Below are 18,392 nucleotides of genomic sequence, written 5' to 3'. Positions count from 1 at the left end.
CTCTCTGTCACCTGCGTCCGGTGACATGGGGGCATCCAAGGGTCATAAGGATAAGTCGGCAGCCGAGACAGAAGCCCAAGAGCGATGTGCGCAGTATGGGGCGACCGACTGCAAAGTCCTGACAACTTACAAGAACCAGTGCGTTGCCTACGCGACCGCGCAGGAAGGACGGAAGGTAAGGACGAACACGGGAGCATCGCGCGAAAGTGCAACCCAGAATGTGCTGGCTGCGTGCAGTAAGGAGAGCATTGGGCAATGCAAGGTGCTCTATACCGACTGCACTGAGCCGCTCTTCAAGTCTTACTGAGCGAAGTGCGACCGGGGCGTACAGGCATGAGTTGTTAGAGGTCGCATTACGGCTTGTTAGCGAGTATTGACCAAACCAACATTCAGAGCGTTTGCTGTACGAGGTCGCTTTGGGCCTCGTTCTTCGTCCTGCGGTCCCTGTGCATCTTCTGTCTGCTGTTTGCCTAGGCCAAGCAGCTGTTCAAAGGTAGTTGTTCTACGGCATAGGCACCATGTTCTCGATGGTGGTTCTTGCGGCGATGGTATCTATCGCGCTGGACATGGTGATCCGCGTGTCGGCCTCGTTCTGGATGACAGCGCTTGTGAACAAGTTCCCGCTCATGGTCGCGTCCAGTGACGGTATGACCAGTCAGGCGATGCAGCAGGGCGGCATGGGATTGATCCTGACGACCTTGATTCTGACTGCGCCCCCAATGGCGGCCATGTTCTTCCAGGGCACCTTGGGTAGCTTCATGGCATATTCGCAGATAGGTGGCAGCCCGGTGGCACAGGCGCCTGGCCCGAGCGGGCAGCCGCCGGGTAGCTACTACACGCCGGATAAGCCTTCGACGAGCAAGGGAAGTGAAGGCGCTAATGAAGTTGGTGCTCCAACAAAGATGTTCACCGGTCCTTCTAACTCCACGCCCGAGCATGATCCAGGCAGGATGGGGATTGGCAATAAACCGAGATAGAGCCAAGGTGATTGTGATGCGTGCAGCGAATAAATTCAGGGCGAAGCAACTGGTAGCAGCGTACGCCTCGATGCTGTCTTTGCTGTTGATCCTCTTCTTGGTGGATGCTCCGTCCGCTAGCGCAGAAGGTCGTTGTCCACCCGGACAGTATCCCATTGGTGGGCAGGGCGTGGGGGGGTGTACACCGATTCCGGGCGGGGACAGTGGGGCGAATGCAACGGCGGCGCCTAGGCCAACAGGCCGCTGGTTGAAAACTTGGGGAGCTATTGCCACTGCTCCGAGCGGTGATGCCGGTGCATCAACGGGTCAGAGTTCGAAAGGCGCTGCAGAAAAAGAAGCTATTTCGCAGTGTGCCCGCGGAGGCGCTAGTGATTGCCGAGTGACGATGTCCTACAAAAACCAATGCGCTGCAATGGTTACCCCTTCGAGTCTCGAAAGAGGAGGAGCGGTGACGTGGCGAGCCGAGACGGAGGCTCTCGCGACGAAACTTGCAATGGATGAATGCACAAAGCGGGGAAGCGCAGGGTGTAAAGTATTTTATTCCGCATGCTCTGATCCGATTTTTCAGGAGTACTAGTGGAACTTCAGCGTGAGCGAATTTTGAGACTGGCTTGCAAGTATGCCTGCTTGGCAGGTGGGGTCTGGGGCTGACGGGTGGTGCGCGTTGGCGCTAGATTTAAGTGGCGTCCGTTTAGTTGAGAAGGCTTAATTCAGTTGGGCTCCTCAATATGATGTCGCGAATCGCCTCCAAGTTCGTCAGGCCGTACCGCTATCCCGCGTGCAATCCTGTGGGTGTGTTTCTGATGATGCGCGTATACGCTGAGCGCGCATTGGATTGTTAAGCTTGGGCTCACTTCGTGGGAAGTGCTCAAGGGATATCGGCTCATCAATGATGGCCTTGGTGATTCAAGAGACGAACGCCAGCCCTGATCGTGGCGGTGGCGACGAGCATGGGCATGTTCGGTCGCGACCTCCATGAATTCCTGACGGAAGACGTGAAGGGGCTGATCACGCACGTTGTGACCGGCAAGGACGAGAAGCCCGAGGCGCAGATCGACAAGAGCCTTGCCTGGATGCAGGTGGCGCTGTCCAGCATCGATGGGATCAAGATTCTCAATGATCCCGAGCTGCAGGCTGACAAGACCCGCGCGATGTGGTTCATCGGCCTGGGCACGGGCGGACCTGCAGTGACGGCAGGTTCCATGTTGCTGCTGTATGAGGTCGCCATGGCCCTGTTCATCGGCTTGGGACCACTGTTCATTCTTTGCCTTCTGTTCGACCAGACCAAGCAGCTGTTCCAGCGATGGCTGTTCTACGGCATTGGAACCATGTTCTCCATGGCGGTACTGGCGGCGATGGTATCTATCGCGCTGGACATGGTGATCCGCGTGTCGGCCTCGTTCTGGATGACAGCGCTTGTGAACAAGTTCCCGCTCATGGGCGCGTCCAGTGACGGTATGACCAGTCAGGCGATGCAGCAGGGTGGCATGGGATTGATCCTGACGACCTTGATTCTGACTGCGCCCCCAATGGCGGCCATGTTCTTCCAGGGCACCTTGGGTAGCTTCATGGCATATTCGCAGATAGGCGGTAGCCCGGTGGCACAGGCGCCGGGCCCGAATGGGCAGCCGCCGGGTAGCTACTACACGCCCGCGCAGGAGAAGAATTCATCGCAGGGGTCCAGTGGTCCCTCTCCGCAACTTGAAGGGCGCTCGGTGATGGGTTCTGGTCAAAATCAGCATGTTGAATCCAAGTCGCCGGGTGCCTTGGGCAACGCGTTGGTGAAATGAAGACCCGTTTTTCGTTGAAGGTGAAGATGATGAAGACTCTGTTGCTCTTGGCGATTTTGTCGATTCCTGCAGCGGCATATGCCGAGGGCAGGTGTCCGCCAGGCCAGTATCCCGTGGGTGGTGCTCAGGGTGTTCTTGGGTGTGCCCCGATTCCGGGGGGAGCTGATTCTTCGTCATCGCCGACCGCACCCGCTCCATCTGGGAAGTGGGAAAAGCGATGGGGCGCGATTGCGGAAGACTCCAGCGCCAATGCTCGTAGGGTCGTCAGCGCTACAGGCGTTTCGGAATCTCGCAAAAGCAAGTCCGAGGCGATCTCTGTGGCTCTGGATCAATGCCGTTTGGGAGGAGGGCAGAAGTGCCAGGTTCTCATCGTTTACAACAATCAGTGCGTGGCGCTTGCGGATACTCCTAAAGGCGCGACTTCGGCAAGCTCGATAGCTGCCCGCGCGGAAACCTTGGAGCTTGCAAGGCGTAACGCATTGGAACAATGTAAGGCGGCTGCGAATGGTACCGAGTGCAGCGTCATCTACTCGGCCTGTAGTGAGTCTGAGTTCAAGTCTTTCCGTTGATGTGATTCCTGACACTGGCTGGGCTTGGTTGCATACTGAAGGTCTGCTTTTTTTATTTTAGGGGTGGCCCGCTAAGACGTGGGCCATTTCTATTTTCGCTTTCGCTTTCGCTTTCGCTTTCGCTTGAGATGGCGAAGTTGCGCCAAGGGTGGGCGCTGTTGTCCACGGGTTCGGTCAACGTGAGCGCGAGGTGATTACTCTTGGAGATAAAACGTCGTTCTGTAATTCATTTGTCTACTAGCTTCTGCCTTTGGCGCTGAGTTGATTGGTTCGGGGCGCAGTTCATCCTTAGTCTATTGTTCGATCAGACCAAGCAGTTGTTCCAGCGATGGCTGTTCTACGGTATTGGAACCATGTTCTCCATGGCGGTGCTGGCGGCGATGGTCTCGATCGCGCTGGACATGGTGATCCGCGTGTCGGCCTCGTTCTGGATGACGGCGCTTGTGAACAAGTTCCCGCTCATGGGCGCGTCCAGTGACGGCATGACCAGTCAGGCGATGCAGCAGGGCGGCATGGGATTGATCCTGACTACCTTGATTTTGACTGCGCCCCCAATGGCGGCCATGTTCTTCCAGGGCACGCTGGGTAGCTTCATGGCATATTCGCAGATAGGTGGCAGCCCGGTGGCGCAGGCGCCGGGCCCGAATGGGCAGCCGCCGGGTAGTTATACGCCGGCGCAGACGAAGGACGGCAGTAGTGCGAACACAGCAAGTGGAGCCTCAGGGGCTGGCGCTGGATATACGGTCATGGGCAGCCACAATGCGGGTCAAGGTGCGCAGCAGCAGGTAGGCAAATTCGGGAACGCTGGAATGAGCGCTGGAAGTTGAGTTGATTGTTTGGAGTTGACTGCCATGAAAAGAATGTTCCTTCTGGTCTATCTGCTTATCGCTCCCTCGTTCGCGTGGGCGGAAGGGCGCTGCCCTCCTGGTCAGTACCCCATTGGCGATGATCGACAGGGGGTTGGTGGATGTGCGCCGATTCCTGGCGGCCAGAGTCAAGGCAGTGCTCAGCCAAGTGCTCCTGTACCTACCGGGAGATGGGAGACTCGCTGGGAGCGATTGCTCAGGATACCTCTCCTGCGCAAGGGGCGATGCTCGCAATCGGCGTCTCGGAGTCGAGGGCTTCGAAGCGAGAGGCGGCTTCGGTCGCAATTTCGCAGTGTGCTAAAGCTGGGGGCGCGAGTTGTAAAATCTTAATGGAGTACCACAATCAATGTGTTGCACTCGCTGGGCCAGAAGTAAGTGAGTTCAGGATGAAAGGGGGGGCAACATATTCGTCGAGAGCTCCATCGGAGAGTGAGGCAAAAACGAATTCGCTGCGTGAATGCCAAGCGCATGGTAATGCTGCGCGCTGTGAGTTGATCTATTCGGCATGTAGCATGTCTGAGTTCAAGTCATTCCGTTGATGTGAGTTCTAGCGGCAGTAGAGCTCTGTTGCTCGTTACAATTATGCTGTGATTTTTCGAGAAAAAGGGGCCTGATCAATGCCTTTTCCTTTTTCGGTTGCGCGCCTCGGACGCTAGCTTTCTGCCAACCGGAAATGTCGCCAATTGTCAGGTCAGACTGATTCTGCATGCAGCAAACGCCCTTGGGCATGAGGGCGATTCCTGTGGTCATGGTGTCGATGGTGCTGCACACGCTGACCCGCGTGTCTGCCCCGTTATGCGTGACAGCGATTGTGAAGAGGTTCCCGCGTACGGCCGCGTCCACCGGTAACATGACCAATCGACGATCTGGCAGGGCGGCATAGGTCCGATCTTAACGACGCGTTTCCCGACTGCGCCCCCAATGGCAGCCATGTTCTTCCAGGGCACCTCGGGTAGCTTCATGGCATATTCTCAGATAGGTGGCAGCCCTTTGGCGCCGGCGCCGGGCCCGAACGGGCAACCGCCAATGCTGGTGTTTCAACCGGTACTCAGGATGCGACCGCTGGAGTATCACGCATGGGTTTGCCGCAAAACTCGACGATTGGAGTACAGGAGACGGGTCTTCGGGGAGCAAATCGTTAGGTCCTCCTTCCTCCATGATGGCCGTTGCACCGAATTGTCTTGGTCGTTGAGTAGAGCTTATGAAAATTGAGAAAGTGATCCTGTTAGTTCTGCTGCTCGCGTTCTCTGCAAGTGCATATGCGGAGGGGCGTTGTCCGCCTGGACAGTACCCGATTGGCGGCCAAGGAGTAGGCGGCTGCGCTCCGATCCCTGGGGCGGGTGACGGATCGCTCAAGACGCCGCAACCGGCAGGGAAGTGGATCAAAACGTGGGGTGCGATCTCTGTTTCTCCTGAGGGCGCGTCTGGAGTGTCTACCGGGAGGCGTAGTAAGTCTGACGCAGAGGCAGAGGCTGTGATGCAATGCCGGCAATCAGGTGGTCGTGCCTGTCGAACTTCTTTCTCCTACGAGAATCAATGCGTTGCTGCGGTGGTCCCCAGTTCGGGTTCCGGCGGCACCAGCTTTGGTGGAAAGGCGACTGTTGATGAAGCAATTCAATTGGCAACTCGTCTTTGTATAAGGGATGGGGGTCAGGGATGCCATGTCGTGTACACCGCGTGCTCAGTTCCTGAGTATGTGCGGAATTGAAGCGAGGATAGCGCCGGGCTAGCGCGCTGGTTGTTTCGTTGGCCCGGCCGTAGTGCTTCAAGGCTTTGGAAATTTTCACCGCAAACGACTGATGCCGAGCGCCGCAATGGGGCTTGTGTTCGGGCGGGTTCGTTACGGCCCCTGATCTTTGAGTTGTCGTTACTTGGAACGAGCGTCAGTTTTGTTCAGAAGCGCTTTGCCCGCTTGAGCATGTTCAACTGGTGGTGAATGCGTCGGGAGACGGTGCTCTCCGGATTCAATCCATGGCTTAATCACCCGGCTTCTTGCCCGCCGGAAAATTGAAGACGCGTGCGGTTCTCAGCTACGGCTGGGCTCCGTTCCACATTGAAGCTCGGGCTCGCTTGCGGGGACGATGACTGCGTGGCGTGTGTCACCCGATCCGTGTTCGCCGCCCCCGTTCCGCTTGCGTCTGCACGAGTGTTAAGTGCCTGATCAGCGCTGCCGTCATCTCCAAGTGGGCATCCATTCACGTTAACCGCGCTTTTTCTGTGATCAAGTGCGCTTTTCATCCCAAGCCCCCTTCGACGAGCGCCGCCTCCTCGAAGTAAGCTGCGTGCGCGTCAAAATCCCGACGCGCCGGTGCCATCGAACGCAGGAGCTTTTCCGTCCATGAGGACTGTGTCCCCCGCGATGCGGGTGACGCTTGCCACCATCGCGGTTGCCGTGGGCTCGGGGCTATCATCCGCCATGGCGGCCGCAGGGCACGTGCGAGGCATCGCCCCGTTTCCGGCCTCCGCTCGGGAACTGGCAAGACGGGATTGAAGGAGTTGCAGGGGATGGAGAAGGGGAGTGGCGTACACATGGACAATGCCTTGGCGTTCGTTCCGTCCGGCGCGAACCTGCTGGAAGCCGTGCGCGGTGATCTGACCGGCAATGGTTTCCAGGACCAGCTCCTGGTGATCGACCAACCTCCTCCGGAGGGCTTGCTGCCCGGCGAGCACGGTCCCAACCGGGTGCTGTTGCTGCTGCTGGGCGACGCCACGGGCCGATGGCAGTTGGCGGCGCGCAACGACAAGCTGGTGCCGTGTTCCACCCGGGGAGGCATTGCCGGCGATCCTTTCGCGTACGTGACCATCGAGGATGGTGCGTTCAGTGTGATCACCAACGGCGGCAGTCGCGAACGCTGGAGCAGCGTCTACACGTTCCGGTATGCACCTGCCGAGCAGGCGTGCTGGGTGCATGGCGTGCAGCGCAGGGTGGTCGACACCGAGACCGAGGCCACCCATACGCGTGACTTCTCGGCTGCCGAACTTGGCCGGGTGCGGTTCGAGGATTTCGATCCGTCCGTCGTCGCCGACGTCAGCTTGCCCTGAGTGCCATGCCGGTGAGGAGGCGGGAGTATCCAACGATGATCGAGCAGGAGTTTCACCGTGTCGCAGGATAGGGAGTCGCAGCTGTTGCGGCAGGCCACGGAGGCCGGCATGACCTCGTCCCGGGAACTGGCCAACTTCATGGCGCAGGCCGGGCACGAGTCCCGTGGCCTGAGCCGGCTCAATGAAAGTTTCAACTTCACCCGGGGTATCTCGCAGATCCCGGTGGAAGCGGCGTGGCGCAATGGCAATGGTGCGCTTGAGAGCGCGCGCCAGGAGGCGCTGCGTGGGCGGCCGGAGAACCTGGCCGAACTGATGTATGGCGGGCGTATGGGCAATGACGCGCCTGGCGATGCGCTGAAGTATCACGGCCGTGGCTATCTGCCTCTGGTCGGCAAGGAGAATTACGAGCGTGCCGGCAAGGCGCTGGATCTGGACTTGGTGAATCACCCGGAACTGGCCGCGCAGCCCGAGCAGGCAGGCCGCATTGCCGTGTGGCAGTGGCAGACGCGGGTGCCGGAAGCGGCGCGCGAGGACGTGCGCGAAGCGACGCGCGCGATCAATGGTGGCCTGAACGGCATCGAGGCCCGCCAGCAGCGATTCGAGGTGTGGCAGCAGAAGTTGACGCCTGATGTGATGGCGCGGCTGGAGCGGGGCGAAGTCGGGGCGCCGGCCCAGCAGGCCACCGTGCGCGACATGTCGCAGCCTGGCGCGCCGGGGCATGCCCTGTTCCAGGGCGCCCGCCACCATCTGCAGCAGATGGGACCACAAAGCGGTCTGCGCAGCGTGCAGGAACTGGACAATGCTGCCGGCGCACTGGCGCTGAGCGCGCAGAAGGCGGGGATGTCGCGCATCGATCATCTCCTGGCTGGCAACGACGGCCGCACGTTGTTTGCCGTGCAGGGCGCGCTGGGTGACCCGGCCATGCTGCGCGCTTCGGTCGAGCGCGAACAGGCGGCGCAGCAGCCGCTGGCGCAGAGCAGCCAGCAGTTGGCCGCCAGTGTCGCCCAGCAGGACCTCGCGGCCGCGCTCGCCCGCGAGCAGGAGCAGCGCTCTCGATCCCTGTAGCACCTGATGCCGGCGGGCAGAGTGCCCGCCGGCGCTTTACGTACGACGCGTGGCGCCCTTTGGCGCCGACATGGAAACCCACTCGTAAGGACACCACATGCGAATCGTTCCCTCGAATACCCGGCACGCCGCTGCCCGCTGCACTGCATCCGTGCGCCGCCTGCCGCCGCTCTGGCTGCTGTCACTTGGACTTGCCGCAGCGTCGGCACAGGCTCAGGAGGCAGCGGCACCTGTGGTGGGGACGCCCCCCGCTGCCGAGGCTACCGTTGAGGCGCCTGCAGAGGCGGCGCCCGTTGCAGCGCCCGCGGCGGCCAACGCCGTTGTCGCGGCGCCCGCTCCCGAAGTGCCGGCTGCCGTGACTCGCCCTGCGACACCGCGGGTGGACGCGCAGCCGGCGCCGGCTGCGGATCCGGCGCCGGCGCCCGTTGCGCCCGCAGCGGCGGCACCTGTGGCTGCACCGCCCGCCTCCGTCGAGCCAACCGTTCCCGCAGTAGCGCCCGCTCCGCCCGCATTGGCCATCGTGCCGTTGCCGCCAGAGCAGGCGACCGAGCGGGCGCTCGGTGCCCGCTGCCCGGTGGATCTGGCCGGGCGGCTGGCGACCCAGGGCGACCTGCTGATTGGCGCCTGCCAGGGCACCATGCCGGCGCATCTGGCCGCGTTGCTGGTCGCGCTGCCCGCGCAGGACATCCACCTGCCGCGCAGCTGGCGCGAGCGTGAGGTGCGGCAGAAGGCCTGGTTCAAGGCTGTGCCGGGCTATGGCCAGCGCCCGGACTTCATCGTGCGGATGGGCGACATCTGGGTGCGTTCGCTGGAAGGGCGCGACGCCGACAGCACGTTCTATCTGGTGTCGGCGCCGTTCACCTGCAGCGACCAGGTCGCCAACCGTGATGAGTACGGCGCGGAGCCGGTTCGTGTGCCAGCGGGTGATTGCCGCGAGGCTTATGTAGCCCAGCGTGTGTACCAGGTCCGCGGGGATGCGGCGCCGAGGGATGTGACCGCCGATGCCATGCCGACGATGCCCCCGGTCACGGAGGCCGATCGTGCGCGCCAGCTGTCGCGTGAGGGCCGGATCAGCCTGGACCACAGCAAGCTGCAGTACGGCCCGGCCATGCGTTGGTTCGTGCAATACCCGGAGTCGGCGCAGAAGGGTGGTCCGCGCGCCTACAGTGACTGGAACCGTGAGCACATCGCGTTCGTGGTCTGGACCGGTGATCGCTTCGAGCTGCGCGAGAAGGTCGCGCGCGCGCAGTGGCCCTGTGACCCGGTGGCACCCGGCGATCGCGCCTGTGGCGGATTCCCGGATTCCGGGCCCGATCTGTTCGTGACGGCCGCAGCATCCGTGCCAATGGCAGCGTCCGGCCCCTGAGCCGGAGTCTCGAAGTGATGCGGGAGCCGGGCTGACCGGCTCCCGCGCTGCATCAGGCCTGCAGGCTGCGGGTCTGGTTCCGCTGCTGTTCCAGCTGCTGGTCGCGCTCCAGCGTAACGCGCTGGTCGGCGGCCTGCTGGTCGATGCGCTGGCTGCTCTGTTCCAGCGGGTGTTCATCGCCACTGCCGTATCGACCGATACGCGAAGGTGGGCGGGGTCGCCGCCCTGGCCCTGCACGGCGAAGCTGCGCGAGGCATCGGCATTCATGACCACTTCGTCGATGCGCTTGCCGCCTGCTGCGTGCATTTCGGCGGCCAGGCTGCCTGCCAGTTGCGTGCTCATCACGTCTGGTACCCGGCCGACGCGGACATCCTGCGCGTGCACGCCACGGATCGCGTCGTTGAACAGTGGGTTGCCCACATGGTTGGCATCGTCCATTCGCAGCATGCTGGTGTGATGGCCGTTCTTCTCCGCTTCGCGGCGTGCCGGCTCACCGGGCTGCAGCGGGCCGCGGATGTGGTCGTACAGGTCGACGGCGCCGCCTGGAATGCCCCGCGCCGCGCGGGTGACACCACGGCGCAGTGATTCAACGTCGTCGCGGTACTCCTCGATCATCCTGGCGTTGTCTTTTGCCAGCTTCTGCGTTTCCGGGTGCTGCAGCACCGAGCCGTCACCGAGGAAGTTGCCCAGCTTGTGCGCGCCGAACGAGCTGCCTGCGGCGATGATCGGCCGGTCGGGGATAAGGGCGCGCAACGAGTGATTGCTGAAACCGTTCGCGGCGAGCGTGCTGATTTCATTCGGCCTGGCGTAGATGCGCACCTGGCCGAAGTGCGGCGACGCCGCGCTGACCGGATCGGAGGCCATGACATGGTTGATCATGGTGTTGCCGCCTTCCGGGATGCGGTAGCTGAGGCTGACCGCGCCATAGGCGTTGAAGGTTTCGCCCTTGACGTTGAAATGGTGCGAGGTGATCTGGGCCAGAGCGCCACCGAGGGAGTGACCGGTGACGGTGACTTGAGGAGTTGGTCCGCCGCTCAAGCGGGACTGCGCCGCTGCGGCTTCGAGCGTTCTCTGCGTCAATGCGATCGCGTCAGGTGCCTGCACATTGGTGCGGGCGACGACCATGCCTCCATCCGTCAGGATGCCATCGCGTCCGATCTGCTCGGTGCCCCGATGTGCAATGACGATTTCCTTGCTGTCTACGCGTTGATAGACCGTACCTTGATAACCATTGAGCCGATTGTCGACATGCTCAAGGATCTTGTACTCATGGCCGTTCAGTATGACCTTCTCTTCTTGACCAGGGGCGCGTCGACCGACAGCGCGATCCTTATATGCGTCATTGGATAAGGCGGCGTAGTCTTGTGAGGTGATGGTCACGGGGCCACCTCACTTGCAGAAAGACTGATCGTGAACAAATTGTCCCGCAGATCGACGGCATAACCGCTGCGATCGGACTCGCCACTTGCCGGGAAATTGGGAACACGGTCTGTCCGCGGATAGACGAGATCAGGATAGAAAAGCGTGTGCGTTTTCCCTTCGATCAGCGGTTCCGCGTCAGCGAAGGTCAGGAAGCGGGTCTCCTCTTCAGCACCCGTTGCCTTCAGCATCGCGCCTGCACCGGTGAATTCCCATTTGCAGACACCACGACCGTAGTAGTCCTCGTCCAGCATGCGGTCCACATACAGCGTGCCCCGGTACTCGCCATCGGCGACCTTGCGCAGTTCCACCGGTTCCTGGCTGGTAATCCGTGCAGCCGTGCCGGTGGCCGGCTCGATGTGGCCGCACTGGTCTTCGTTGGTGACGTCGTACTGGGCCACGCCTTCAACCACAGCGAAATCACCCGGGGCGTCCTTCAGGCGCAGCACCAGTTCATAGGCCTTGCGCGGGCTGGGGTTGAGCTTTGCGAGCCCGCGCCCACCCTGGGCGACATCGGCTTCAGCAGCGGCACGTTCCTGGTTCATGGCGGTCTCCGGATGGCAGGCGGTCAACAGAAGCAGAGCAAGGCACGGAATCATCTTGTGGCGCAATGTCGGCCTCCTTGGGGGTAGGTGTAAATGTGACACTGGCAGTTCATGGCACAAGCTTCTGCACAGTGGTGGTAGATGAGAACAGCGCATTGCGTAGATCCTCCCTGTAGGCTGACGGATCTTCTTTACCGCTGGCAGGGAAGTTGGCAGCAAGCTCGGCGCGGGGATAGGCAGTCTTCGGGTAGTAGAGAGTCAGCGGCGATCCTGCGTCCATGCGCTCTTTATTGACGTAGGTCAGGAATCGCGTATCGGCTTCGCCGTTCGTCGCACGCAACATCGCGCCAACACCGGTCAGCGTCCAGTGGCACGTACCGCGATCGTAATAGTCCTGATCCTGCATGCGGTCGAGGTAGAACGTACCGCGGTATTCGTTCTCGCCAACCCTGCGCAGTTCCACCGGTTCCTGGCTGGTAATGCGGCTTGCCGTACCGGTGGACCATATGATCCGCCCGCAGTCTTCGTAGTTACTGACGTCGTACTGGGCCACGCCCTCCACGATCGCGAACCGGCCCGGCGCGTCCTTCAGTGTCAGCACCAGTTCGTAGGCCTGCTTCGGCGCCGGGTTGAGTTTGGCCAGGCCGCGTCCACCCGCGGCGACGTCACGCTCGGCGTCGGCGTAGGGCGAACATGCCGCCAGCGGGACGAGGGCGAGCAATGCCAGGAGCGGCCGCCCCCTGGGTTCGGGGCGAGCTACACCCATGGCGCGAGCCTGCATCGTGCGTCCATGTCCATCTATCCTTCCTGGGTGGCAGGTATCTCGATTATGGAACGTGCCGGGAGCGCTGTGCCACCCTTGGAGACGGATTTTTGACGCCCCGGGGAAGCATTGCCCGGGCGGATCGCTTGCCGCACAAGGCTCGCGATCATCACGTTGGCATTGCTGCCGGAGGCAGGTCTGCGGCTGAATCCGTGACTGAAATCAATCATTCACATGTCCATCACTTCATTGAAGGCGCCCTCCTTGAACTGCACGATCCGCCCTGAAATCCGCGAAGACCGCGCTGTCATCCACGCACTCACCGAGGCAGCCTTCCGCGAAGCCCCGCACAGCAGCCACACCGAGCAGTTTATTGTGGATGCACTGCGTTCGCGTGGAGAGCTGAGTCTCTCGCTGGTCGCCGAGAAGGACGGGCAGGTCGTCGGGCATGTTGCCTTGTCGCCGGTGACGATCAGCGATGGCAGTACGGGCTGGTTTGGCCTGGGACCAATCTCGGTGCTGCCCGGATGGCAGGGGCAGGGTGTCGGCGCGGCGCTGATGCATGCGGCGCTTGATGCACTGCGTGAGCAGGGGGCGCAGGGCTGCGTATTGCTGGGAGAACCCGCGTACTACGGTCGATTCGGATTCCGCGCCGAGCCCGGCCTGGTGCTACCGGGTGTGCCGCCAGAGTACTTCCAGGCGCTGCACCTGAGGCCGTCGATGGCGCAGGGAGAGGTGCAGTACTCACCGGCATTCGAAGCCACGGCCTGATGATCGGGGGCGGGCCTCGAATATCCGTCCAATGTCAGCCGTCGTGCCGGAGATGGATCAGAGGATACGGACGGCCCTGCGAATCTAACGGTGAGCGGCCGGTTTCGACGAAGCCCATGCGCAGGTAGAAGCCAACGGCCTGTGCGTTCTGCTCATTGACGTCGGTACTCAGCTGCGGATGCCGGGCCAGCGCGTGCTGCAGCAGTTGCCGGCCGATACCAGTGCCGCGCACGTCCGGATCGATGAACAGCGCTTCCATGTGCGTGCCGTCGATCAGCATGAAGCCCAGTGGCCGATCCTGTGCATCGACCGCAACGGTCATCGGCGCCTGCGGCAGGAAGCTGGCGACTTCGGCATCGATGGCCTGCCGGTCTTCGGCGCTGAGGAAGTCGTGGGTGGCGTCGACGGCGCGGCGCCAGAGGTCGACGAGGGCGGCGCCGTCGTCGGCGCGCGAGGGGCGAAGGGTGGTCATGGGTTCACCAAGGTGCTTGCGGAAGGGCCCAGTATGAGGCCTGCAGCCTGGCTTCAGCGCGCTCGCTGCTTGGACCGCCGGTCGCGCGCAATGGCACCGCCTGTACGCGCGCCGCCTGCACGGCCGCGGGCGTACAATGCGGCCCCGGCGGCCGTCCTGGCCCTGCAGACACGCGAGAACCGCCATGACCGATGCCCTGGGTGTACCGGTGCACGACGCCGATGAACACTGGATGCGCCATGCGCTGGCGCTGGCCGAGCGTGCGCAGCGCGAGTTCGACGAGATTCCGGTCGGCGCGGTACTGGTGGGCGCCGATGGCCAGCTGCTGGGCGAGGGCTGGAACCTCAACATCGCCTCGCACGATCCCAGTGCGCATGCCGAGATCGTGGCCATGCGCGCCGGCGGCACGCGGCTGGCCAATCATCGGCTGCTCGGCAGCACCCTGTACGTGACCCTCGAACCCTGCGCGATGTGCGCGATGGCCATCGTGCATGCACGCGTCGCCCGCTTGGTCTACGGCGCCAGCGACCCCAAGACCGGCGCCTGCGGCAGCGTGTTCGACCTGCTGGGTGATGCCCGGCACAATCACCGGGTGGAAATCCACGGTGGGGTGCTGGCCAAGGAGGCCAGCATGCGCCTGACCAATTATTTCCGCGCCAAGCGCGGCAAGCCGCCGTTGCTGCTGGAAGACCATGCGGGCGAGGGCTGAGGGGCGAACGGGTATGATGGGCGCCTCTTTCCTTCACCGGTAGGCCGCGCGCCTGCCCAGCAACGAGGCGACACAATGGCGGACACCGGCGCGGCCAACGAGCGACTGATCTGGATCGACCTGGAGATGACCGGGTTGGATACCGACAACGATTCGATCATCGAGATCGCCACCGTGGTCACCGATGCCCAGCTCAATGTGCTGGCTGAAGGCCCCGAGTTTGCCATCCACCATCCGCTGGAAACGCTGGAAGCGATGGATGAGTGGAACCGCAACCAGCACCGTCGTTCCGGCCTGTGGCAGCGCGTGGTGGACAGCACCACCACCCTGGGCCAGGCCGAAGCGCAGACGGTGAACTTCCTGGCGCAGTGGATTCCGGCCGGTCTTTCGCCGATGTGCGGCAACTCGATCTGCCAGGATCGCCGCTTCCTGCACCGCCAGATGCCGAGGCTGGAGAAGTACTTCCACTACCGCAACCTGGACGTGTCCACGGTGAAGGAACTGGCCAAGCGCTGGGCGCCGAGCGTGGCCGCCGGCGTCGGCAAGAACAGCAACCATACCGCGTTGAGCGATGTGCACGATTCGATCGCCGAGCTGCGCCACTACCGTCAGTTCATGGGCGCGCTGTCGGGCCTGCCGGCTGCCTGAACGACGCCGCCGGGTGACACGCCCACGGGTAGTGCCGGCCGCTGGCCGGCAAGGCGCCGGATCCGCCCCTTCTGACGTGACCCACGACGAACCGTTCAACTTCCGGGCGCTAAGATCGGCGCCATGAACGAGCCCATCCTGCTTCCCGCGACATCGCCCATGACGCCCGCGACTGGTCCGACCTGCAGCGCGCGGTGGCGCTGCTGGAAGCGCCGACCCTGACCGCGCGCATGGCGAACCTGGTCGGTACGCCGCTGGAGTTCGCGGTGAAGGCGCTGCCCAGTTCGGTCTCCAACCGCATCCACGGTGCGGTGCAGGCGGCACTGTCCAAGTCGGCGCAGGCAGCCCTGTGGAGCATGGACAACTCGCCCGGCAAGGGAGCGTCGACCCGCTGGCACAAATTGGCGGCAGCCACCTCCGGTGCGGTCGGCGGTGCCTTCGGCTTTGCCGCCCTGCTCATCGAGTTGCCGGTGTCGACCACGATCATGATGCGTGCGGTGGCCGACGTCGCCCGCAGCGAGGGGTTTGACCTGTCCGAGTTCAGCACCCGCCAGGCGTGCCTGGAAGTGTTCGCGCTGGGCGGCAACTCGCCGCGTGATGACGCCAGCGAGACGGGCTATTACCTGGCCCGCGGCTTCACCACCGATGTGATGCGCCACCTGTCGGCCGAGCTGGCCGGGCGGGTGGTGACCGGCCGCGACCTGACGCTGGGCGTGGCGCCGAAGGAAGCCGGCAAGCTGCTGGCGAAGATGGTGGAGAAGGTGGCGGCGCGCTTCGGCGTGGTCGTTACCGAGAAGTTCGCCGCGCAGGCGGTGCCGATCGTTGGTGCCGCCGCGGGTGCAACGCTGAACACCATGTTCACCGACTACTACCAGGACATGGCGCGTGGTCACTTCATCGTGCGCCGGCTGGAGTTGAAGTACGGGGAAGATGTGGTGCGCGCCTGCTATGACCGCGTGGCGCATGGCGGCGTGCTGATCGAACCCACGCTGTAACCGGCTTCGGGGTCGGAGCCCTTTGCGGTGCAAAGGGATCCGACCCCGGTTGCGCGCGGGCCGGATCCCGTTCCGCAGGAAGGGGCTCTGCCCCCCGGCTGGCCATCCTTGCCTTCGGGGAACAACTGTTTTGCCAGTGCATGCCTGTTGCCTGGCAGTTGGCATCCCCATCCTTTGCGGCAGTCCCCCCGCAAGAGATCGCCGCCATGTTGTTCACTCCCCACCGCTTGGGCGCCTTGACCCTGCCCAACCGCATCGTGATGCCGCCGATGACCCGCTCGCGTGCCGCCGACGGCAACGTCGCCACCGCGGACATGGCCGCCTACTACGCCCAACGCGCCAGTGCCGGCCTGATCGTCAGCGAGGGCACCCAGATCAGCCCGCAGGGCCAGGGCTATGCCTGGACCCCGGGCATCCACAGCCCGGAACAGGTGCAGGGCTGGCGTCGGGTGACCGATGCGGTGCACGCTGCCGGTGGTCGCATCTACGCCCAGCTGTGGCATGTCGGCCGGGTCTCGCACGTGGCGCTGCAGCCGGGTGGCGCCGCGCCGGTGTCGTCGTCGGCGTTGTTGGCGGAAGGCGTGAAGGTGTTTGTCGACCCGACCGGGGCAGGTCCCGAAGCCGGGGTGGGCGAAATGATCCAGCATTCGATGCCGCGCGCGCTGCGCGAAGACGAGATTCCCGGCATCGTCGCCGACTACGCCCAGGCGGCACGCAGCGCGCTGGACGCAGGCTTCGATGGCGTGGAGTTGCACGGTGCCAATGGCTACCTGATCAACCAGTTCATCGACTCGCAGGCCAACCAGCGCACCGACGGCTATGGCGGCGCGTTGCAGAACCGCCTGCGGTTCCTGCGCGAGGTGGTGCAGGCGGTGGTTGCGGTGGTCGGTGGTGATCGCGTCGGCGTGCGCCTGGCGCCACTGACCACGTTGCAGGGTGCGGTGGACGATACGCCGCAGGCGACCTATCTGGCGGCAGCCCACCTGTTGGGTGAGCTCGGCGTCGGTTACCTGCACATCGCCGAGGCCGACTGGGATGATGCACCGCTGATGCCGGTGGCGTTCAAGCAGGCGCTGCGCATGGTCTACCCGGGCACGCTGATCTACGCCGGCAAGTACACCGCCGAGCGCGCCGAGCAGGCACTGGCTGAAGGCTGGGCCGACTTGATCGGCTTCGGTCGCCCGTTCATAGCCAACCCGGATTTGCCGGAGCGTCTGCGCCTGGGTGCGGAACTGAATCCGCCGGATCGTGCGACGTTCTTCGGTGGCGGGGCGGTCGGCTTCACCGATTACCCGACGCTGGAAGAGAGCGTCGCGGCCTGATCCTGAAGGCTGCCGGCCAGCGGCCGGCACTACCGGTGCATGGAGATGGGTGGGTGCCGGCCAGCGGCCGGCACTACCAGGGGGCGCGGGGCAGGGTAGTGCCGGCCGCTGGCCGGCATTTCTGTTTGGGATCAGGGCTTGTCGCGCACCAGCGCGTCCGCCTCGACCACACCGCCATCCTTCCCATGCAGGTACAGGTGCATGTCCTGCTGCGGGTACGGGATGTTGATGCCGGCCCTGTCAAAGCCCAGCTTCAGCTGCTCCAGCAGCGTGACCTTGGTGCCGAACCAGTCGGCTGACTTCACGTAGCAGCGGATGCCGAGGTTGATCGCGTGCGCCCCCAACTCGTACACCACCACGTCCGGTGCCGGCGTCTGCAGCACGCGCGGGTCGGCCTTCATCAACGCCAGCGCGGTATCGCGCGCCAGCTGGATGTTGTCCTCGTAGCCGATGCCGATCACCAGTTCGACGCGGCGGGTCGGCTCGGCGGTCAGGTTGATGATCGGTGCGGCGGTGATCAGCGTGTTCGGAATGGTGGTGTGCTGGTTGTCGGCACCGGTGATGACGGTCTGGAAAATGCGCACTTCGCGCACCGTGCCGGTCTGTCCGGCAACGGTGACCACGTCGCCGACGCGGAACGGCCGCAGTGTCACCAGCATCACGCCCGAGGCGATGTTGGACAGCGAATCCTTAAGGGCAAGGCCAACGGCCAGGCCGGCGGTGCCGAGCACGGCCAGCAGCGGCGTGATCTGCACGCCCAGCGTGCCGATGGCCAGCACCACCACGATCACCAGCGATGCGGCGTACACCACGTTGCGCAGGAAGCTGCCCAGCATCGGGTCCACGCCCATGCGCGCTGTGGCGCGCGGCATCGCGTTGGACAGGCGACGCGCCACCCACAGGCCCACCAGCAGCACCACGATGGCGGCCAGTAACGGCACACCGTAGGTTTCCAGCAGGCGCTCCCAGTTGAGCGAGTGGAACCAGGGCGTTGCGGCGGGGGCGGGGGTGGGAGGTGCGGCGGCGATCATGCGGAAGTCCTTTGCTGCGTAGCGATGTCTGCGTGGGGCCCG

18 protein-coding genes and 3 pseudogenes are annotated in these 18,392 nt (G+C 63.4%); 16 read left to right on the top strand and 5 right to left on the bottom strand.

What is annotated here, in order from left to right; genetic code table 11:
- Positions 1–25: 25 nt before the first annotated feature.
- From DL544_RS21990 to DL544_RS12925, 11 genes and pseudogenes are all read left to right on the top strand, one after another.
- On the top strand, positions 26–307 hold the full coding sequence (locus DL544_RS21990; protein ID WP_082783317.1) for a DUF4189 domain-containing protein: 282 nt from the start codon (positions 26–28) through the stop codon (positions 305–307).
- 211 nt (positions 308–518) lie between these two features.
- Positions 519–977 carry a hypothetical protein gene (locus DL544_RS12975; protein WP_255312964.1) on the top strand — a complete coding sequence of 153 codons (459 nt, stop codon included), beginning with the start codon at positions 519–521 and terminating at the stop codon, positions 975–977.
- Entirely contained in the window at positions 880–1,554 is a 675-nt protein-coding gene (locus DL544_RS12970) for a DUF4189 domain-containing protein (protein WP_329843970.1), read from the top strand. The genes DL544_RS12975 and DL544_RS12970 overlap by 98 nt, the downstream gene beginning before the upstream one ends.
- Positions 1,555–1,927: 373 nt before the next feature.
- Positions 1,928–2,767 carry a TrbL/VirB6 family protein gene (locus tag DL544_RS12965; protein WP_171955507.1) on the top strand — a complete coding sequence of 280 codons (840 nt, stop codon included), beginning with the start codon at positions 1,928–1,930 and terminating at the stop codon, positions 2,765–2,767.
- Complete coding sequence (locus DL544_RS22520; protein ID WP_081275804.1) at positions 2,764–3,336, top strand: DUF4189 domain-containing protein; 573 nt, start codon at positions 2,764–2,766, stop codon at positions 3,334–3,336. The genes DL544_RS12965 and DL544_RS22520 overlap by 4 nt, the downstream gene beginning before the upstream one ends.
- Before the next feature lie 272 nt (positions 3,337–3,608).
- Positions 3,609–4,163, top strand: a pseudogene (locus DL544_RS12955) (type IV secretion system protein); the annotation flags it as partial.
- Between the two features lie 140 nt (positions 4,164–4,303).
- Positions 4,304–4,741: a DUF4189 domain-containing protein gene (locus DL544_RS22515; RefSeq protein ID WP_139727293.1), complete on the top strand. Its 438-nt coding sequence runs from the start codon at positions 4,304–4,306 to the stop codon at positions 4,739–4,741.
- A gap of 662 nt (positions 4,742–5,403) precedes the next feature.
- Positions 5,404–5,910, top strand: coding sequence for a DUF4189 domain-containing protein (locus DL544_RS12940; protein ID WP_081275803.1), 507 nt, complete (start codon positions 5,404–5,406; stop codon positions 5,908–5,910).
- A gap of 797 nt (positions 5,911–6,707) precedes the next feature.
- Positions 6,708–7,244, top strand: a complete 537-nt coding sequence (locus tag DL544_RS12935) for a hypothetical protein (RefSeq protein WP_032954278.1) — start codon at positions 6,708–6,710, stop codon at positions 7,242–7,244.
- A 57-nt stretch (positions 7,245–7,301) separates the two neighbouring features.
- Positions 7,302–8,309, top strand: a complete 1,008-nt coding sequence (locus DL544_RS12930; protein ID WP_065186153.1) for an XVIPCD domain-containing protein — start codon at positions 7,302–7,304, stop codon at positions 8,307–8,309.
- A 97-nt stretch (positions 8,310–8,406) separates the two neighbouring features.
- Complete coding sequence (locus tag DL544_RS12925) at positions 8,407–9,675, top strand: hypothetical protein (RefSeq protein WP_374082868.1); 1,269 nt, start codon at positions 8,407–8,409, stop codon at positions 9,673–9,675.
- 52 nt (positions 9,676–9,727) lie between these two features.
- Here the strand turns inward: DL544_RS12925 and DL544_RS12920 are convergent.
- The 3 genes and pseudogenes from DL544_RS12920 to DL544_RS12910 form a co-directional block, all read right to left on the bottom strand.
- Positions 9,728–11,055: pseudogene (locus DL544_RS12920) on the bottom strand (XVIPCD domain-containing protein).
- Positions 11,052–11,705 (bottom strand): hypothetical protein, encoded by a 654-nt coding sequence (locus DL544_RS12915; protein WP_065186150.1) that lies wholly within the window; start codon positions 11,703–11,705, stop codon positions 11,052–11,054. Before DL544_RS12915 ends, DL544_RS12920 begins: the two are co-directional and overlap by 4 nt.
- Before the next feature lie 43 nt (positions 11,706–11,748).
- Positions 11,749–12,405, bottom strand: a complete 657-nt coding sequence (locus DL544_RS12910) for a hypothetical protein (protein WP_479692449.1) — start codon at positions 12,403–12,405, stop codon at positions 11,749–11,751.
- A 261-nt stretch (positions 12,406–12,666) separates the two neighbouring features.
- Here DL544_RS12910 and DL544_RS12905 point away from each other — a divergent pair, with 261 nt between their 5' ends.
- Positions 12,667–13,173, top strand: coding sequence for a GNAT family N-acetyltransferase (locus tag DL544_RS12905; protein ID WP_005417179.1), 507 nt, complete (start codon positions 12,667–12,669; stop codon positions 13,171–13,173).
- A 34-nt stretch (positions 13,174–13,207) separates the two neighbouring features.
- Here the strand turns inward: DL544_RS12905 and DL544_RS12900 are convergent, their stop codons facing one another.
- The gene (locus tag DL544_RS12900; protein ID WP_065186149.1) at positions 13,208–13,645 is read right to left on the bottom strand and encodes an acetyltransferase; all 438 of its coding nucleotides are present in this window, start codon (positions 13,643–13,645) and stop codon (positions 13,208–13,210) included.
- Positions 13,646–13,829: 184 nt separating this feature from the next.
- Between DL544_RS12900 and tadA the strand changes: the two genes are divergently transcribed.
- The 4 genes and pseudogenes from tadA to DL544_RS12880 all read left to right on the top strand — a co-directional run bounded on the left by tadA (position 13,830) and on the right by DL544_RS12880 (position 17,319).
- Positions 13,830–14,354 (top strand): tRNA adenosine(34) deaminase TadA, encoded by a 525-nt coding sequence (gene tadA, locus DL544_RS12895; protein ID WP_005417177.1) that lies wholly within the window; start codon positions 13,830–13,832, stop codon positions 14,352–14,354.
- 75 nt (positions 14,355–14,429) lie between these two features.
- On the top strand, positions 14,430–15,002 hold the full coding sequence (gene orn / locus DL544_RS12890; RefSeq protein WP_053499815.1) for an oligoribonuclease: 573 nt from the start codon (positions 14,430–14,432) through the stop codon (positions 15,000–15,002).
- A 123-nt stretch (positions 15,003–15,125) separates the two neighbouring features.
- A pseudogene (locus tag DL544_RS12885) lies at positions 15,126–15,997 on the top strand (EcsC family protein).
- 206 nt (positions 15,998–16,203) lie between these two features.
- On the top strand, positions 16,204–17,319 hold the full coding sequence (locus DL544_RS12880; RefSeq protein WP_065186148.1) for an alkene reductase: 1,116 nt from the start codon (positions 16,204–16,206) through the stop codon (positions 17,317–17,319).
- A 131-nt stretch (positions 17,320–17,450) separates the two neighbouring features.
- On the opposite strand, the gene DL544_RS12875 is transcribed toward DL544_RS12880, so the two are convergent.
- On the bottom strand, positions 17,451–18,350 hold the full coding sequence (locus DL544_RS12875) for a mechanosensitive ion channel family protein (RefSeq protein ID WP_065186198.1): 900 nt from the start codon (positions 18,348–18,350) through the stop codon (positions 17,451–17,453).
- Positions 18,351–18,392: the final 42 nt, after the last annotated feature.

Origin of the sequence: Stenotrophomonas sp. pho (assembly GCF_006228405.1) — a bacterium.
GTDB classification, from domain to species: Bacteria; Pseudomonadota; Gammaproteobacteria; order Xanthomonadales; family Xanthomonadaceae; genus Stenotrophomonas; species Stenotrophomonas sepilia.
This window is presented reverse-complemented; position numbering and strand designations above follow the sequence as displayed.

What these genes read in the sequence shown, in the direction of transcription:
- DL544_RS12900 (WP_065186149.1), bottom strand. Translation starts at nt 13,645, where the DNA reads ATGACCACCCTTCGCCCCTCGCGCGCCGACGACGGCGCCGCCCTCGTC.
- DL544_RS12975 (WP_255312964.1), top strand. Translation starts at nt 519, where the DNA reads ATGTTCTCGATGGTGGTTCTTGCGGCGATGGTATCTATCGCGCTGGAC.
- DL544_RS12935 (WP_032954278.1), top strand. Translation starts at nt 6,708, where the DNA reads ATGGAGAAGGGGAGTGGCGTACACATGGACAATGCCTTGGCGTTCGTT.
- orn (WP_053499815.1), top strand. Translation starts at nt 14,430, where the DNA reads ATGGCGGACACCGGCGCGGCCAACGAGCGACTGATCTGGATCGACCTG.
- DL544_RS12925 (WP_374082868.1), top strand. Translation starts at nt 8,407, where the DNA reads ATGCGAATCGTTCCCTCGAATACCCGGCACGCCGCTGCCCGCTGCACT.
- DL544_RS12875 (WP_065186198.1), bottom strand. Translation starts at nt 18,350, where the DNA reads ATGATCGCCGCCGCACCTCCCACCCCCGCCCCCGCCGCAACGCCCTGG.
- DL544_RS21990 (WP_082783317.1), top strand. Translation starts at nt 26, where the DNA reads ATGGGGGCATCCAAGGGTCATAAGGATAAGTCGGCAGCCGAGACAGAA.
- DL544_RS22520 (WP_081275804.1), top strand. Translation starts at nt 2,764, where the DNA reads ATGAAGACCCGTTTTTCGTTGAAGGTGAAGATGATGAAGACTCTGTTG.
- DL544_RS22515 (WP_139727293.1), top strand. Translation starts at nt 4,304, where the DNA reads ATGTGCGCCGATTCCTGGCGGCCAGAGTCAAGGCAGTGCTCAGCCAAG.
- DL544_RS12970 (WP_329843970.1), top strand. Translation starts at nt 880, where the DNA reads ATGAAGTTGGTGCTCCAACAAAGATGTTCACCGGTCCTTCTAACTCCA.
- DL544_RS12880 (WP_065186148.1), top strand. Translation starts at nt 16,204, where the DNA reads ATGTTGTTCACTCCCCACCGCTTGGGCGCCTTGACCCTGCCCAACCGC.
- DL544_RS12965 (WP_171955507.1), top strand. Translation starts at nt 1,928, where the DNA reads ATGGGCATGTTCGGTCGCGACCTCCATGAATTCCTGACGGAAGACGTG.
- tadA (WP_005417177.1), top strand. Translation starts at nt 13,830, where the DNA reads ATGACCGATGCCCTGGGTGTACCGGTGCACGACGCCGATGAACACTGG.
- DL544_RS12910 (WP_479692449.1), bottom strand. Translation starts at nt 12,405, where the DNA reads ATGGGTGTAGCTCGCCCCGAACCCAGGGGGCGGCCGCTCCTGGCATTG.
- DL544_RS12940 (WP_081275803.1), top strand. Translation starts at nt 5,404, where the DNA reads ATGAAAATTGAGAAAGTGATCCTGTTAGTTCTGCTGCTCGCGTTCTCT.